This window comes from Paenibacillus montaniterrae (genome assembly GCF_018403185.1).
GTDB lineage: Bacteria > Bacillota > Bacilli > Paenibacillales > Paenibacillaceae > Pristimantibacillus > Pristimantibacillus montaniterrae.
In genome coordinates this window covers 369387-386199 of record NZ_BOSE01000005.1, presented here as the reverse complement: position 1 = coordinate 386199, position 16813 = coordinate 369387, and the positions used below count along the sequence as shown (strand labels likewise).

The window sequence follows — 16813 nt, the reverse complement described above, 5'->3', positions numbered from 1 at the left end:
ACGCAGCGAACGATTGAGCATTGATCTTGAGGTGTGTCTGGAAATATGAAGAGTGACAAATACGACGGTCGTCCTATTTCTACAGGCAGAGGGGCCGGCCGAACGAATGGCTGGCGAATACAAAATTGGAGTGTGGCGACTAAGCAGTTTTTGTTGCTGTTCCTTGTTACAGTATCTTTGTTTGCGTTTCTGGCTTTCAATAATTACACACAGACCTCTAAGCTGTTCAAGACCCAAATTATGAATGATGCTCAGACGCTAATGGTAAGAACAAATCAGTTTCTCGATTCTTACCTTGATAATGGGCAAAACATTTTGCTGCTGCTCACTACTCAGGCTGAGTTTCTGAAGCGAGGGGAAGAGCGGGGAATATCGGAATTTTTGCGATCCATCGCGACTGTAAACAGCCATATTGTAAAAACGCTGTACATCGTTCGAGAGGATGGGAAGGTGTTCTGCAACGCACAATTTGTGTGCGATGTGGTGAACAATCCTGCATTACCTGGTATTTATGAGCAGGCCAGTCAAAACTACGCGGCGATGGTCACCCAACCTTATTATTCACCGCAATCGGGACAGACGGTTGCGATCGCACGCTCGATTTCCGATACGCGCGAGCAGCCTTTTGCTGTTGCGATTGTGGAGTTGGATTTGAAGAAGCTGCATCAGAAAATGATTGATATTTCCTCTTCGACTCAAACATTTATGTTGCTGTCCAATGAGGACCGTCTCGTCCTGTATGACAGGGAGACAAATCTACTGCCTTCGCTGCCGAATGCGTACATGACCGAGTTGCCGGAGCATTTTATTGAGGAGGCAGGGCGTTTAAAAATTGGAATTGACAGTTATTCAGGCCCGCAAGGGAAGCTTGTCACGCTGCGATCGGGTCAGAACCGTCTCGGCTGGAGTCTCATCCTTTTTATTAAGGAAGAGTTTTTCTACAAAAGCATTGCCGTGTTGTTCGAAACCTTCCTAACGGCGGGAGCGATCATGCTTGTTGTCTTGCTTGTGATGGCACTCATCATGTCGCGCTTCCTTACAAGGCCGATTCGCATGCTCGCCTTGAAGCTGGACAGAGTTCAGGATTCGATTATTGTCCCTCAAGTTACTATTACGCGGCAAGACGAGATCGGCAGACTGACACGGAGCTTCTATGCGATGCTGGAGCGAATACAGCAGCTCATTGTCAAGACAAAGGAGATGGAGGAGCGGAAGAAAGAACTGGAGCTGAAGGTGCTGCAAAGCCAAATTTCACCGCACTTTCTATACAATACACTCGCTTGTATCGGGAGTCTGGCCCGCCAGCAACGACTGGGTGAAGTAGGGGAAACGATTCGTTCGCTTGTCGGTATTCTTGAATTGACGTTTGACAAGACAAGGGCGGAAGTAACGGTCGCCGATGAAATTCGGGCGCTTAAGCAATATATTCAAATTCAGAATATTCGCTATATTGGCAAATTTGAGTTCCACTGCGAAGTTGATCCGGCCATTGAGCATTGCACGATTCTGAAGCTGACGCTGCAGCCGCTGGTAGAGAATGCGATCTTTCACGGCATATTGCAAGGCAAGGATTTTCCCGGAATGATTGTGGTCAGAGGGAAGCGGACTGGAGGCAGCATGACCTTTCTTATATGCGACAATGGGATCGGCATTGCCAAAGCTCGGCAGACGGTATTGCTCCAACCGGGCATGCACGGGAAAACCAAGGATCGGTTGACCGGAATTGGCATGTCCAATGTGCAAGAACGGTTACGGTTGCATTTTGGCGACCATTGCGGTTTGCGCATACGCAGTACGGTTGGCAAAGGTACTTGTATTCGTGTGACCTTGCCGGCGATTCCATTTCATGAGCGCCATGGCGACTAGATTGAACATAATGGAGGAGCTAAGTAACCATGATTAGTATTCCCCGATATTGGGAGGATCCTGATATCGTGCAAGTAAATCGGGAGGCGCAACGCGCTAGCTATATTCCGTACCAGAGCAGCAGACTTGCTGCTGCAAGCAATCGAGGCAGTTCTGCCTACTATCGTTCATTGAACGGACAGTGGAGGTTTCGCTATTGTTCATCGCTGGCGGATGTCCCGGAAGGCTTCTATCTTCCCGGTTATCATACGCCGGATTGGGACGGGCTAATTGTCCCCTCCTGCTGGCAGCGCAACGGCTACGACCAGATGCAGTACACGAATGTGAATTATCTGATTCCATGTGATCCGCCCTTTGTTCCCGACAATAATCCCGCGGGTTTGTATGTCCGGGAATTTGTGGTCCCCGACGTTTGGTCGGACAAGGAGGCATATGTTGTCTTTGAAGGAGTGAACGCTTGTTTCTACGTCTGGGTCAACGGTTGCTTGGTTGGCTATAGCCAGGGCAGCAGGATGCAGGCAGAGTTTCATATTGCTCCATATGTGAAGCCGGGGAAGAACACCATTGCCGTGCTCGTTCTGAAGTGGTGTGACGGCACCTATCTGGAAGGTCAGGATATGTGGCGGTATTCCGGCATTTATCGCGATGTATATATGCTTGCACGCGATAAGGAGCATATCAGGGACATCTTTAACAGAACGCAGTTGAGCGGAGATTTCGGTCAGGCTGCGTTGATCAGCGAGCTTACTGTCAAGGGAGAATTGACTGTTCGAGCGGAGCTGCTCGATAGGGAAGGCAACCCGGTCGCCGCAACAACCGGCATCATTGGCGGTGCCGGACAGTTGACGCTTGATGTTGCACGTCCGAAGCTGTGGCATGCCGAAGAACCTTACCTGTACACCTTGCTGCTGCATGCGGGGACGGAAGCAATTGCATTAGCTGTCGGCTTCCGCCAAATCGAGATCGATCAGGGCGTCTTTATGATCAATCGTCGACCGGTGAAGCTTAAAGGAGTCAATCGTCATGAGTCTCATCCGGTGCTGGGGCATGCTGTTCCAGTGAATAGCATGCTTCAGGACTTAAAGCTGATGAAGCAGCACAATATTAATACCATTCGCACAGCGCATTATCCTAATGATTCGCGTTTTCTCGACTTGTGCGATCGTTACGGCTTTTATGTTATCGATGAAGCGGATCTGGAATGCCATGGCATGGGGAGAGAAATAACGGGCAACCCTGATTCCTTCCACCGTTTGGGACGAGATCCTTCCTGGAAAAATGCGTTTCTCGATCGAGCCGTGCGTATGGTGGAGCGCGACAAAAACCATCCGTGCATCATCATGTGGTCGATTGGCAATGAAGCGGGATATGGTGCAAATCATCAGGCAATGGCTCGGTGGGTCAAGGAGAGAGATCATTCTCGCCCGGTTCACTACGAGGGAGCAGCCCCGATTAATTTGGGAGACAGCGACCGGTCTTGCCTGGATGTAGAGAGTCGCATGTATGCTTCAATAGAAGAAATGGAGGCCTATGCATCCGATCCCGAGCAAGTAAAGCCGTTCTTTCAATGCGAGTATAGCCATGCCATGGGGAACGGGCCGGGCGACCTGCATGATTATTGGGAAGTAATCTATCGCTACCCTCAGATGATGGGGGGCTGTGTGTGGGAATGGTGCGACCACGGCATTATGCGCAGGGCCAACGAACAGGGAGACGGTCAGCCGGAGCACTTCGCCTACGGAGGAGATTTTGGCGAGCAGCCGCATGACGGGAACTTCTGCATTGATGGTCTTGTAGCGCCGGATCGCACGCCGCATTCCGCATTGCTGGAATTGAAGCAAGCTATTGCACCGGTCGGTTTTACGGCGGTTGATTTGAAGCAAGGCGTATTTATTATCCATAATCGATTCGATTTCAGCAGTTTCGCGCAAGTCAGATTCCGCTATCGACTTGAATGCGAAGGAGCTGTTCTGGGACAAGGCGAGCTGGAACTGGCAGAGCTGGCCGCTGGCTGCAAGCAAGTCGTTTCTCTCGGTGATTCATGGCCGAGTATGTATGCTGCGGCCCCGGCAAGGGCGTGTCTGTTGCTGCGAGCCGTGACTGCGCAGGACCATTGGTGGAGTGATGCCGGGCATGAGCTGGCATTTGCTCAATTCAGATTGAAGGAGCAGGCGGAACAATTAGAGATGGGCGATAAGCCGACAGCAGCAGCAGTAGGATCTGTCATGCCTTCTTGTCCAGCATCCAAGCTGGAAGTAAAGCAGCAGCATGAGATGCTTATTATTTCGGGAGATGAGTTTCGTTATCGCTTCGACCTGCGGCAAGGCAAGTTGACTGCCATAGAAGCGCAGGGCATTCCAATGCTGGATGAGCCGGCCGAACTGACGGTATGGCGTGCTCCGCTGGATAATGATTGCTACATCCGGGAGAGCTGGGAGCAGGAAGGATATGCCCGCGCGGTGCAAAAAACATACGAGACAAGCTGGGCATTCCATAGTGAGGCCAATACAGTGGAAATAACTGTTCACTACTCGCTGGCAGGTTACAGCAAAGGGCCGATTGTACGGGGAACGATGCATTGGCAAATAAACGGTTCAGGTGAAGCCGCATTGCGGGTGGAGGCGAATATCGCTGATCATCTGCCATTTTTGCCGCGTTTCGGACTGCAGCTTACGATGCCTGCAGGAAATGAGGAAGTTGAATATTTTGGATATGGGCCGCATGCCAGCTATATTGATCGCCATCATAGCAATCGCCTGGCACGTTATTTGACTACTGTGGACGACATGATGGAGCATTATATTCGCCCGCAGGAAAATGGCGCGCGTTATGGCACAGAATGGGCGGCGGTAACCAATTTGCAAGGGATGGGCTTATGGTTCGCAGCGTCGAAGCCATTTTCCTTCTGCGCCAGTCACTACAAGCCGGAGGATCTTGCGTCCGCAACACATGACTACAAGCTTCGGGAGCTGAAACGGCCGCAAACGATTGTTCATCTTGATTATAAAATGAGCGGTTCCGGCTCAAATGCGTGCGGACCGGAGCTGCTTGCGAAATATCGTTTGGAGGAGAAGCAATTCTTGTTTGAAGTGGCGATACGTCCGATTTTCAAAGAAGATTTGCTGCCGCAGGGGAATTTCTTTATCGGTTGAATATTGGCTCGTTACAATTAACAATTATTTGGAGGTTATCATTTCATGAGCAATCACGTTCAAGTCGGCGGTGTATACCCGCATCTTACTGCAGTAGCAGGCATTGATGGTCAACGTTCAGAGACGGGAATCGGAGCGGTGATGCCTTGGGCAAACCGGCTTTGGTATATTTCTTATGTGGCGCACAGTGTTGGCACCGGCACAGGCACCGGGCTGTTCGAGGTCAATGACAAGCTGGAGGTTCGCAAGCATCCGCAAAGTGTCGTTGGTACATACGCCAACCGCATCATTCACCCGAAATCCAGCCAATTGATGATTGGGCCGCATTTTATTGACACGAGCGGCAATGTGCGGACAGCAGAGACACTTATCGAACATCGACTGACAGCATGCTTCCCTCATTTGACTGATCCGGATAACAAGCTTTATGTATTGACTATGGAAGGCAAATTGTTTGAAATCAACGTTCATACGCTGGAGACGGAACAATTGTTTGATCTGCTGGTTGAGTTGAAGGTGTCCCCGAATTGCTGGCCGCATTTCAAGGGAGGCTGGACGAAGGACGGCAAGATCGTCGTTGCCAACAATACGTATGATGAACGCGAGTATTTGGGGAGCAAAAGCGACGGACGCTTGGCAGAATGGGATGGTCAGACCTGGACGATTTTGGAGGAGAGCCCTTACTGCGAAGTGGCTTCATCCGGCAACAGTCCGCTGTTTGCTACAGGATTTGACCGCGCATCCGCCATTCTCAAGGTTTTTGTAAACGGAGAATGGAGCACGTATCGGTTGCCGAAAGCAACTCAAGCGATGGATCATATGTGGTTTACCGAGTGGCCGCGAATTCGCGAGGTAGAGACAGAGCGGTTGCTTATGAATTTCCATGGCATGTTCTATGAGATGTCTCACAATGCATATGGCGGCAAGGTATGGGGAATACGCCCTATCTCTACCCATTTGCGGATGATTCCTGACTTCTGCTCTTGGAGAGGGCTGCTTGTACTCGCCGGGAATCAGGTTACGCCTATTTTCGATACGAACCTGCTGGCTGGTGAACCACAATCGAACTTATGGTTCGGCAAGACAGATGACTTGTGGCAATTCGGCAAGCCATCGGGTTGGGGTGGTCCTTGGTGGGAACAAGAAGTGGAAGCTGGAGCAGCTTCTGACCCGTACTTGATGACAGGTTTCGAGCATAAAGTTTTGCATTTGACCCATGAATCAGCGCAGTCGGTTGCGTTTGATATCGAAGTAGACTTCCTCGGCAATGGAACTTGGAAGAAATATAAACGCATTGAAGTAGCGGCAGGCGGTTATGAACATCATGTATTCCCGACCGGGTTCAGCGCTCATTGGGTACGGATTATTCCGCAAGCCAATTGCAAAGCGAGCGCGCATTTTATCTATAGCTAAGCAGCAAAGGATCTAATTGAGCTCTGATCAAAGAACTCCAGCAACTGCGCATTGGCGCGGGAGCGGAGTTCTTTTTCGTTAACGGCGAAGTTAAGCGATTTGTACGATTACGACCTAAATTGACAATTTTACTGCATATAGCCGGAAATAATCCGTTGCTACAATAAAGTTAAACAAGCTGTACAAAATGCAAGCTAACACAATTGAGATGGGGGAATGCAATGGCTACACCGGTTCTCGAGAAACCTCGAAAGGGGATGTTGAAGTGGGATATCGGCAGGAGAATATGGCAGTATAGAGTGCTGTATATTATGCTGTTACCCGGAATTGTTTATTATATTCTGTTTAAATATTTGCCGATGTATGGTGTCATTATTTCATTTAAGGACTTTCGCATTATGGAGGGCATTATGGCTAGTCCATGGGCGGACCCGTGGAATAAGCACTTTCTGACTTTTTTTGAATCACCGTATTTTTATCAGCTGCTGCGCAATACGATTTTGATCAGTGTGTACAAATTGATTTTTGGAATTGTTCCGCCGATACTTATGGCGATTTTATTGAATGAGTGCCGGGTGCGTTGGTTTAAGTCATTGGTACAAACGCTCACCTATATGCCGCATTTTCTATCCTGGGTCATTATATACGGTATTTTGATTGCCTTGTTGTCGCAAACGTCGGGTTTGGTCAACACTTGGATTAAAGATATGACGGGCAGCACGATTCCTTTCTTGACATCACCGACCTACTTCCGCTCCTTGCTTGTCACATCCGAAATATGGCAAAACCTTGGATGGGGGGCCATCATCTATTTAGCTGCGATGTCCGGTATTGATACTACCTTGTATGAAGCGGCTCGTGTAGATGGCGCAAGCCGCTTGCGGATGATTTGGCATATTACATTGCCGGGAATTCGCAGCGTTATTGTGATGCTGTTTATTCTGAATTTGGGCCACATTATGGATGCCGGATTCGGACAAATCTACGTATTGTACAATCTTCAGGTTTATTCTGTAGCAGATATTATTGATACTTGGGTGTTCCGCACAGGCTTGCAGCAAATGAATTTCAGCCTTGCCTCCGCAGTGGGACTGTTCAAATCGGTGATTGGCTTCGTATTAGTATTGGCCTCGAACCGTATCGCAAAAAAGTGGGGTGAAGGGATATGGTAAGAGGAGTTGAGGATCGGGTTATTAACGGAATTGTATATACGATTCTGTTCTTGGCAGGTTTGGTAGCTGTTTTTCCGCTGCTATATGTTGTTTCTGTGTCGCTGACGCCGCTAAGCGTAGTGCATAAGAGCGGTTCGTTTCCGATTATCCCGCGGGAAATTACCTTTAGCGCCTATCGAACGATATGGGAGTATTCCGGTATGGTTCAAGCCTTCGGTGTGACGGCGATGGTTACGATTGTCGGCACGTTGCTCAATATGATAATAACGATTTTGCTGGCCTATCCGTTGAGCCGCAAAAAACTGCCGGGACGCAGTTCGTTTCTGATGATGATCTTGATCACGATGCTGTTTTCCGGCGGGATGGTTCCCACTTATTTGATTGTTAAATCGTTGGGGCTGCTGAATACGTATTGGTCGCTCATTTTGCCAGGCCTTGTCGGGAGCTTTAATGTATTGATTGTCAAAAGCTTCTTTGAGCAGCTGCCGGAGGAAATCTTCGAATCCGCCAAGATGGACGGGGCGGGCGAGTTTCGAATTTTGGCACAAATGACGGTCCCGTTGTCGACATCGGTCATCGCTACGATCGGGTTATTCTACGCGGTTGGCCATTGGAATGATTTTTTCCAGGCGATTATGTATATTACCGACCGTTCCATGTTTCCGCTGCAGGTGGTCGTAAGAGAAATTTTGATGCAATCCCAGCAGTTGGAAAATTTCGAGGCAACAACTCCCGCTCAAACCTTGAAAATGGCGGCAGTTGTTATGGCGTCATTGCCGGTGATCGTTGTGTACCCGTTTTTACAAAAATATTTTACAAAAGGTATGCTGCTTGGTTCAATTAAAGGTTGATGCGGGCATAAGGGGAACATCAGATTTTTTACAGCAGGCTGCCCTTGAACCCGATTCAATAAATAAATCATTTAAGGGGTGTTCGATTGTGAAGAAGACTTATTTAGTAAGACTTTTATTGGCGATGGTGCTGCTGCTTACTACGGTGTTGACAGCGTGCTCACAAGGCAATGGCAATGACCCGGGGACTGGCGCCGACGGTAACGGAAACGATCAGGGCAACAACGGGACGGAGCAGGTCGTTAAGCTGGACATTATGCAAAGCGCCAGTGGCTTACCGTCTCCCGACAAAGATTTTATTCTTGCAGCACTGAATGAAGCATTAAATGTCGATATCAACATGACAACATACGGAAGTCCGGACGATTATCAAAGTCAATTGAACATTCGGATGTCTTCGACGAATTTACCTGATATGTTCAGTTTGAACAAGGCGCAGTTGCAGCAATATCAGGCACAAGATATTTTGCTCGATCTTACGCCGTACATGGATAATGAGCTTAAAGTCGTCAAGCAATTTTTGGGCGAAGATACGCTAAAAAAAGGCATGATCGACGGCAAGCTGTATGCAATTCCGAAAGCTCCGGGCATTCCGAGCATGAGCTTATGGATTCGCAAAGACTGGTTGGATAATTTGAAGCTGGAAGTTCCTAAGACAGTGGACGATTTTTTTGAGGTGGCCAAAGCATTCGTCGAGCGCGATCCGGATGGCAATAATGAGAACGACACAATTGGACTTACAGGTACATCGCTGAGCACTTTTGCGCCATTTTACGGTTCGTTCGGCACAGTGAATCCTGGCGAGTTCTATGTGAAGGACGGTAAAGTTGTCAACTCGTTGTATGATCCGGAAATTCGCGATGCGCTTGCTTATTTCCGCAAACTGAACGAGGCTGGCGTAGTCGATCCGGAAATTATGGCCAACACGGGGCTGGTACACCAGGAAAAAGCGATTAAAGGACAAGCAGGCATCATTTTTATTGATTGGGCGAACATGAGCAAAAACGAATTTGTCGAGCAAATTAAAACGGTGAATCCGAATGCTGAATGGATTCAGATCCATTCGCCGGAAGGACCTGGCGGAAATTATGCAAACTCGTTCGATATCGGAAATGCCGGTACGATGTTTGCCATTCCGAAGTCGTTGGAGAAGGACAAGGACACACTCAATAAAGTATTCGAATTGTTGAATTATGTCTCGGAAGGTGAAGGATCAAGGCTTGTGCAATTTGGGATTGAAGGCAAGCATTTCAATATTGAAGGCGACCAGGTTGTCGCTACTGAACTGATGGCGCAAGAAGCGGGATATAGCTGGCTGTATCAGTTCACGGGCCGTCCGGAGGTTGAATACTTGAAAGTGAAGTTTGCAGATCAGGCGGAATATATTGATTTTGCGAGTACATTGCCGCGGATCGAGGTGCTGAACGGCTTCCTTAGTTATCCTGAAGGCTATAATCCGGCTGATGCCGATCGTTATCTGGAGGAGGAGTTTACGAAATTTGTATACGGACTTCGCCCGCTGGAAGAATATGATGCCTTCCTTGAAACGATGGAAAATACGATGAACTACAAGCTGTATGTAGATTCGGCCATTGAGCAGCTTAACGCTCTCGGATACGGAAACTAGTAGTCTGCTAACAGGCCAACTCACTTGATGCGTTTAGGTGCGCAGCCCCGCTTGAGCGCGGCGGGACAAGACTTGTTTGTCCCATCTCAAGCGGGGCTGCGTTTGCAATTATAAATAAGGAAGTGAAGCATTTGCTGGAACTGATATGTGTCAACTCGCTGGCTAAAATATTTGCTGATGAGGAGCATCGGGAACAGGCGTATGTGCGGGCGACATCGCTTCTGAACGAGACGTTTGCGTTTCAGGTTGCTTATCGATCGAATGCGCCGCTTAAATCTGTACGGGTCAAGGTGGAATCACTGCTTGCAAATGTTGTGACTGTTCGAAATGTCGGGCTTGTTCCGTCCGAATTGCCGACCTTGCGTCAGGAGAGCTGTGACGGTTGGACGCTGCGAACGACACCGGGGCTGTTTCCCGATCCGCTGCTGTCGCTTGAGAAAGGCCGGATAGATGTGCCTCCGGGGCAATGGCGGGCATTGTGGGTGTCCGTCGCGCCTGCCGACGGGGTCGTTTCGGGAAGTTACCCAATCCGGATTATTCTGGAGGGGGCCGAAGGGAATGAGATTGGCTGCGCCAGCTTTGAGCTGGAGCTTATCGATGCGTATTTGCCGGAACAGGAGCTTATACATACCGAATGGTTCCATGCTGATTGTTTGGCCACCCATTACGAAGTAGAGATGTTCAGTGAAGCGCACTGGCAACTGATTGAGCGTTATATAGACACTGCGGCAAGACACGGTATTAATATGATTTTGACGCCTCTGTTTACACCGCCGCTGGATACGGAGGTGGGGGGAGAGCGTCCGACTGTTCAGCTTGTTGATGTTATTAAGGACGGCGATCATTATCAGTTTGGCTTTGACAAGCTTGAGCGTTGGACTATTCTGTGCGAGCGGCTGGGAGTCAACTATTTCGAATACGCTCATCTTTTTACTCAATGGGGGGCCAAGCATGCGCCGAAAGTGATGGCTGTTGAGAACGGTGAACAGCGTCGGATTTTTGGCTGGGATACTGATGCGTCGAGTCCAGAGTATCGCTCTTTCCTCTCGCAGTTTTTGCCCGAGCTTGTACAGTTTATTCGAGCGCGTAAACTGGAGCGGCGTTGCTATTTTCATATTTCCGATGAACCGCATAGCGAGCATTTGGAGCAATACCGGGATAATCGGGCATTCCTCGAGCAATTTTTAAGTGATTTTCCTATTATTGATGCACTGTCGGATTATGCATTCTATGAGCAGGGTATTGTCGGCATTCCAATTCCCGCGAACGATCATATGGAGCCGTTTATATCCGGCGGTGTAAAGCCGCTCTGGACTTATTATTGTGTCGCGCAAGAACTTGAGGTATCTAATCGCTTCTTCAGTTTCCCGTCGGCCCGCAATCGAATTATTGGCATTCAGTTGTATAAATACAATATCGAAGGTTTTTTGCATTGGGGCTATAACTTCTGGTATACGCAGTTTTCTCGCAAAGCGATTGATCCGTTCAAAATAACCGATGCGGGGCTTGCCTTTTGTTCGGGCGATGCCTACCTTGTCTATCCAGGGGAGGACGGTCCGATAGAATCGATCCGAATGGAAGTATTATATGAAGCATTGCAAGATTTGCGGGCGTTAAAGCTGCTGGAAAGTCTGGTCGGCAGGACTGCTGTGCTGGAATTGATTGAGGAAGGACTTGAAGAACCGATAACATTTACCTCATATCCGCACAGCGCGGATTGGCTGCTGCAGCTCCGTGAACGGATTAACCGGGCCATTGCCATTGCTATGTCAGTGGAGAAGGAGGATGCGACAGGTTGAGAACATGGAGGAAGGAAGCTGCCAGAGCTTCGCACAGAATAGCGGTAGGCGGTATTTTTCATGAAACCAATACCTTTGCTCCCGGGATAACGGAACTGGAACATTTTCACGGTGAGTGGGTGGAGGGAGAGAAGCAATTTGCAGCCCGTTATACAGGCAGCGGAACCTCAATGGGAGGAATACTTCAGGCTGCTGCAGATCAAGGCGATAGCATTACAGTTGGATTCTATACCGCTGCTACCCCAAGCGGCATGGTGGAAGAACAGACGGCGCGCAAGCTGTTGAATCGGCTGGTCGATTCCATAGATGCTTCGGCAGACGGGCTGATACTGATCATGCATGGAGCAATGGTGGCAGAGCATTGTCCAGATGTGGAAGGCGAATGTTTGCGCTTGATTCGAAGCAAGGTAGGCCAAGACTTTCCTATCGCATTGCTGCTGGATTTGCATGCCAATATTAGCGAGCAGATGGTGATACATGCGGATATCATTGTCGGCTATGACACCTACCCGCATGTGGATATGTATGAGCGAGCGGTAGAGGCTTATAACAAGCTGACAGCGTACATTGATGGACAGATACGGCCTGTTCATTCCTATGCGCACACGGGTATGCTGCTTGCACCGCAAGCGATGACAACGGAAGTAGGGGCAATGCGCGAATTGATGGAGCTAGCATTTCGGCTGGAGGACGAATACGCTCTGATCAACATTACGGTCGCGGGAGGGTTTCCATATAGTGATGTTCCGGATGCTGGCATGGCATTTGTGGTGACGGCTAACGGAGATTCAGCGGTTGCTGATCACTGCTTGGCTTTGCTTACGAATTGGATGCTGAAGGAGAAGGAACGTTTTGCTGTCGAACTGTGGTTACCGGAGGAAGCGTTAGCTGAAGCCTGGCGCTTGCCTGCAGGGCCAGTCATTCTTGCGGAAGGAGCGGATAATGTTGGGGGCGGAGCGCCTGCGGATGCCACTCATCTCCTAAAATTGCTCGTTGACCCTCCCCAGCGTGCGCTGCAGGTATTGTGCGATCCGGAAACAGTAAGGCTTGCGGCTGAAGCTGGAGTTGGAGCTCGCTTGAAGGCTAATGTCGGCGGCAAGAGCGATGCGATGCATGGAGCGCCTGTAACAGTGACGGGGACGGTTAAGCTTTTGTCAGATGGTAGCTATCAGCATGTCGGGCCGTACAATACTGGACATTACGCCGAAATGGGCAAGACGGCGGTGCTGGAATGCGGACTGCTGACTCTGGTGTTAACGGAGCGTCGAACCGCTCCCTGGGACATCGGTCATCTTCTCTCCTTGGGGCTGGATCCGTTGACCTACAAGGTAATTGTCGTCAAATCAGCGATTGCTTGGCAGGCTGCTTTCGGCAAGATGGCTCGCGCGGTTTATCAGTTGGATACGCCAGGGTGCTGCAGCGCTAATTTGCATCATTTTAATTATCGCTTCGTAAGGCGTCCCGTGTATCCATTGGACGAAGTGTCGGGGGTATAAATACTGAGCATGACAATGCTTGAGAATCAGGAGGTAAATGGTTAATGACTTATAAGAAATCAATAGCTGATTTAGAGCAATCAAAGCAGTTTCTGGCGGGAGGAGTGGCTAGTACATTAAGGGCGGCAATGCAGCCGACACCGTTGTTTGCCGAATCCGGGAGCGGCCCGTACATTCGCGATGTAGACGGCAATGAGTACATTGATTATTTGCTCGGCTACGGTCCGTTAATACTCGGCCATGCCCATCCTTCACTGATCGGTGCTTTGGAAGCTGCTGCTCGGGGCGGTGTGGCGTACGGCCTGCAGCATGCAGGAGAGATTGAATTGGCACGTACGCTATGCGAGCTATTGCCTTGTGCTGAGCGCGTAGCCTTGAGCGGCTCCGGTACGGAAGCGGTCATGCTTGCATTAAGGTTGGCGCGGGCGCATACGAACAAGCGTAAGGTCGTTCGGTTTCATGGTCATTACCATGGCTGGTCCGACGCCATCTTCACATCGTTCCCAAGCGCGGACATGAAGTTGTCATCGTCGCTGACGGCAGCCCAAGGGCCTGTCGTTCCGGGGACGGGCGGGCAATCCGCCAGCAGTCTCGATGATATTATTCTATTGCCGTGGAACGATCCTGCTGCCCTCGAACAGACGCTGAAAGAGCAGCATAATGAGATTGCTGCTGTCATCTCGGAGCCGATTATGTGCAATTCTGGATGCATTCGTCCCAAGGCGGGCTATCTGGAACAGATGCGTTCATTAACACGGGAGCTTGGAATTGTGATGATTCTGGATGAAGTTATTACAGGATTTCGACTCGGTCTTGGCGGCGCACACGGACATTTCGGAATTGACCCGGATTTGGTAACGGTGGGCAAAGCGCTCGGCGGCGGGATAGCTATAAGCGCAGTCGCGGGAAGTGCGGAAATTATGAAGCTGATAGAGACAGGTGCGGTAAGTCACTTGGGCACACTGAATGGCAGCACAGCTGCGACCGCTGCCGCGCTGGCCACGATCCGGGAGCTGGCTGCTGACGATGGCGCAGCGTACATTCGGATGAACCGAATAACGAATCAATTGACAACCGGGATAAGAGAATTAATGAAAAAGCACGGACTGCCGGGCATTGTTAACCGGGAGGGTCCTGTGTTCCATATGATGTTTATAGAAGAACGCAAGGTAGAGAGCTTCGAAGCATTCAGCAAGCGAGACGGCGTACTGTACGCAAAATTTGCCGCTCTCATGCTGGAGGAGGGCGTGCTTCTTCGCCCGAACGGACTGTGGTACGTGTCGGCTATTCACAGTGAGCAAGAGGCAAGGAAGACTCTTTTGGCTGCAGATCGTGCCATGGGAAGATTGCTGGCCGAAGCGATAGGATGAGTATGTAAGGCGCATACGGGACTGCAGGATACGGGGAAATGAACGAGGAGGAATAATAAGTATGGAACTGTTGTCTTTCAGACAAGGAGAAGAAACACGTCTGGGTGTTCGAACATCGCATGGCATCATCGATGTTGCTGCAGCTTTGCAGGAATATCCGTCCAAGTGTCAGATTGCTACGGATATGATGGCTGTAATCCAGGGCGGCAAGCAAACCTTAAGAGCACTGGAGGCCTATATTGCGGACCTGTTGGAGTCAGCGAGATTTAAGCTTGAGTTATCTGCAGTCGAGAAGGGAGAGCGAGCAAGTGATTACTTGAAGAGTGAGTCAGGCTTAACCTGGGAGCCTGCGGTTACTTCCCCGCAGAAAATTATATGCGTTGGACTCAACTATCGAAGACATGCGGAGGAGACGGGCTCTCCAATTCCGCAAGCCCCGATTTTATTCAACAAGTTCAACAATGCGTTAACCGGTCATCGTTCGCCCATCGTGATTCCTGGAGCGACCTCCAAGCTGGACTATGAGGCGGAACTGGCAATTGTTATAGGGCGACAAGCTCGTTTTGTGCAGCGAGAATATGCGCTTGATTATGTTTTTGGGTACACGATCGCCAATGACTTGTCGGCGCGCGACTTGCAGATGCGTACATCACAGTGGATGCTTGGCAAAGTTTGTGATGGCTTTGCGCCTCTTGGCCCATGGATCGTGACGGCGGATGCTGTGGGAGATCCTAATGCGTTATCCATTCAGACGTTCGTCAATGACGAGGTAAGGCAGCATTCAAACACAGCCGACATGATATTTTATTGTGATGAGATTATTAGCTATTTATCTCATCATTTCACACTGCTGCCGGGAGATGTCATCTTGACGGGAACTCCAGAGGGGGTAGTATTGGGCTATCCTGAAGATCAGCAAGTATATTTAAAGCCGGGCGATGAAGTCAAAGTCAGGATCGAAAAGCTGGGAGAATTACAAAACAGCTTTGTAGAGGAACTTTGAAGTGCCCAGTCACTGCTTAAAAATTCGCATCCCTTGCTACTTTAAATGACAGATAAACTCCATTGTTCCGACAGGAACAGGAGTTTTTTCTTTTCATGGCGATTAGATTTGACAGCTTCGCTTGCCCCTCCGCGCTGACACATCGGTTACTGTGCAACTGCCTCGCAGTCAAAATCAGTAATAAAGCCAATGGCTGATCTGTTTTAAGTAGGTTCATTCCCCTCAGATTTTCCTCCATTCATGTCTCTTTTCCCTCCTTTTGCCCGTAATATAAGGCAATTTGCTCCTTCATGGCTTAATGTGTTAGTGAAAGCAACACAATAAATGAATGGAGTGAGAGAAGTATGGCAGAATGGTTGCAAGAGCTATTAATTCAGATTATGGAGGCGAATTTATGGATAAAACTATTGAGTGTATTCGTAGTTTCCGCGATTCCTTTCTTCGAATCCTATGTCACGATTCCGATCGGAATTGTATTCGGATTCCCTATTGTACCGGTCGTGATCATTGGCGCTTTAGGAAATTGGATTTCGGTCATAGTATTTGTGTTGGCAGTCTCCCGATTGAGGCGGAATAAGAAACCGCGGGACGGGAAGATGCGCAGCAACCGTTGGCAAAGAGCGCAGAAGCTTTTTCAAAAGTATGGAGTGCCGGGTGTATCGCTGCTGGGACCGATTATTTGCTTCCATGTAGCGGCAGCCATCGCACTTGGCGCTGGTACAAGCAAATCTTACATTATGCTTTGGCAAACGATCGCCATAGCCGGATGGTCCATCGCTTTGGGAATCGCGTTTGGGTTCGGAATTAATTTGCTTGAATATATCCCGAATCTCAACCCTTTTTCTTAGGAGGAGAATATCATGCGAAAACTGCGTAATTTCCTGTTAGTGGCTTTATCCATCATTCCTGCACTTGTGGTATATGATTATTTGGCTCAGGCAATTCCTTTTTTACCTAAGTTGTCTACTCCCGGCTTTTTTGTTCCAATAAGTTTCGTTTCAATTGCGTTGATTGTTCTGCTCGGGTTATGGTTAAGAGACAAGTAACCTATGTACGATGTATGA

General features: G+C 49.3%; 12 protein-coding genes. All 12 read left to right on the top strand.

Annotated elements, in window-relative coordinates; all coding sequences use genetic code 11:
• Positions 1-45 precede the first annotated feature (45 nt).
• The 12 genes from KJS52_RS15440 (at position 46) to KJS52_RS15385 (ending at position 16795) form a co-directional block, all read left to right on the top strand.
• Entirely contained in the window at positions 46-1866 is a 1821-nt protein-coding gene (locus tag KJS52_RS15440; RefSeq protein ID WP_213516809.1) for a cache domain-containing sensor histidine kinase, read from the top strand.
• 29 nt (positions 1867-1895) lie between these two features.
• Positions 1896-5018 carry a glycoside hydrolase family 2 TIM barrel-domain containing protein gene (locus tag KJS52_RS15435; RefSeq protein ID WP_213516807.1) on the top strand — a complete coding sequence of 1041 codons (3123 nt, stop codon included), beginning with the start codon at positions 1896-1898 and terminating at the stop codon, positions 5016-5018.
• A gap of 45 nt (positions 5019-5063) precedes the next feature.
• Complete coding sequence (locus tag KJS52_RS15430; RefSeq protein WP_213516805.1) at positions 5064-6431, top strand: hypothetical protein; 1368 nt, start codon at positions 5064-5066, stop codon at positions 6429-6431.
• A gap of 221 nt (positions 6432-6652) precedes the next feature.
• On the top strand, positions 6653-7603 hold the full coding sequence (locus KJS52_RS15425; RefSeq protein ID WP_213516804.1) for an ABC transporter permease: 951 nt from the start codon (positions 6653-6655) through the stop codon (positions 7601-7603).
• Positions 7597-8454: a carbohydrate ABC transporter permease gene (locus KJS52_RS15420; protein WP_213516802.1), complete on the top strand. Its 858-nt coding sequence runs from the start codon at positions 7597-7599 to the stop codon at positions 8452-8454. The genes KJS52_RS15425 and KJS52_RS15420 overlap by 7 nt, the downstream gene beginning before the upstream one ends.
• A gap of 88 nt (positions 8455-8542) precedes the next feature.
• Positions 8543-10081, top strand: coding sequence for an extracellular solute-binding protein (locus KJS52_RS15415; protein WP_246563612.1), 1539 nt, complete (start codon positions 8543-8545; stop codon positions 10079-10081).
• A gap of 122 nt (positions 10082-10203) precedes the next feature.
• Positions 10204-11880: a DUF4091 domain-containing protein gene (locus tag KJS52_RS15410; RefSeq protein ID WP_213516799.1), complete on the top strand. Its 1677-nt coding sequence runs from the start codon at positions 10204-10206 to the stop codon at positions 11878-11880.
• Complete coding sequence (locus tag KJS52_RS15405; RefSeq protein ID WP_213516797.1) at positions 11877-13376, top strand: M81 family metallopeptidase; 1500 nt, start codon at positions 11877-11879, stop codon at positions 13374-13376. The genes KJS52_RS15410 and KJS52_RS15405 overlap by 4 nt, the downstream gene beginning before the upstream one ends.
• A 44-nt stretch (positions 13377-13420) precedes the next feature.
• Entirely contained in the window at positions 13421-14746 is a 1326-nt protein-coding gene (locus KJS52_RS15400) for an aspartate aminotransferase family protein (protein WP_213516796.1), read from the top strand.
• A 61-nt stretch (positions 14747-14807) separates the two neighbouring features.
• On the top strand, positions 14808-15749 hold the full coding sequence (locus tag KJS52_RS15395) for a fumarylacetoacetate hydrolase family protein (protein WP_213516794.1): 942 nt from the start codon (positions 14808-14810) through the stop codon (positions 15747-15749).
• 344 nt (positions 15750-16093) lie between these two features.
• Positions 16094-16597: a small multi-drug export protein gene (locus tag KJS52_RS15390; protein ID WP_213516792.1), complete on the top strand. Its 504-nt coding sequence runs from the start codon at positions 16094-16096 to the stop codon at positions 16595-16597.
• A gap of 12 nt (positions 16598-16609) precedes the next feature.
• The gene (locus KJS52_RS15385; RefSeq protein ID WP_213516790.1) at positions 16610-16795 is read left to right on the top strand and encodes a hypothetical protein; all 186 of its coding nucleotides are present in this window, start codon (positions 16610-16612) and stop codon (positions 16793-16795) included.
• Positions 16796-16813: the final 18 nt, after the last annotated feature.

Coding starts and splice junctions, on each gene's coding strand:
- KJS52_RS15440 (WP_213516809.1), top strand. CDS start 46: ATGAAGAGTGACAAATACGACGGTCGTCCTATTTCTACAGGCAGAGGG.
- KJS52_RS15435 (WP_213516807.1), top strand. CDS start 1,896: ATGATTAGTATTCCCCGATATTGGGAGGATCCTGATATCGTGCAAGTA.
- KJS52_RS15430 (WP_213516805.1), top strand. CDS start 5,064: ATGAGCAATCACGTTCAAGTCGGCGGTGTATACCCGCATCTTACTGCA.
- KJS52_RS15425 (WP_213516804.1), top strand. CDS start 6,653: ATGGCTACACCGGTTCTCGAGAAACCTCGAAAGGGGATGTTGAAGTGG.
- KJS52_RS15420 (WP_213516802.1), top strand. CDS start 7,597: ATGGTAAGAGGAGTTGAGGATCGGGTTATTAACGGAATTGTATATACG.
- KJS52_RS15400 (WP_213516796.1), top strand. CDS start 13,421: ATGACTTATAAGAAATCAATAGCTGATTTAGAGCAATCAAAGCAGTTT.
- KJS52_RS15395 (WP_213516794.1), top strand. CDS start 14,808: ATGGAACTGTTGTCTTTCAGACAAGGAGAAGAAACACGTCTGGGTGTT.
- KJS52_RS15390 (WP_213516792.1), top strand. CDS start 16,094: ATGGCAGAATGGTTGCAAGAGCTATTAATTCAGATTATGGAGGCGAAT.
- KJS52_RS15385 (WP_213516790.1), top strand. CDS start 16,610: ATGCGAAAACTGCGTAATTTCCTGTTAGTGGCTTTATCCATCATTCCT.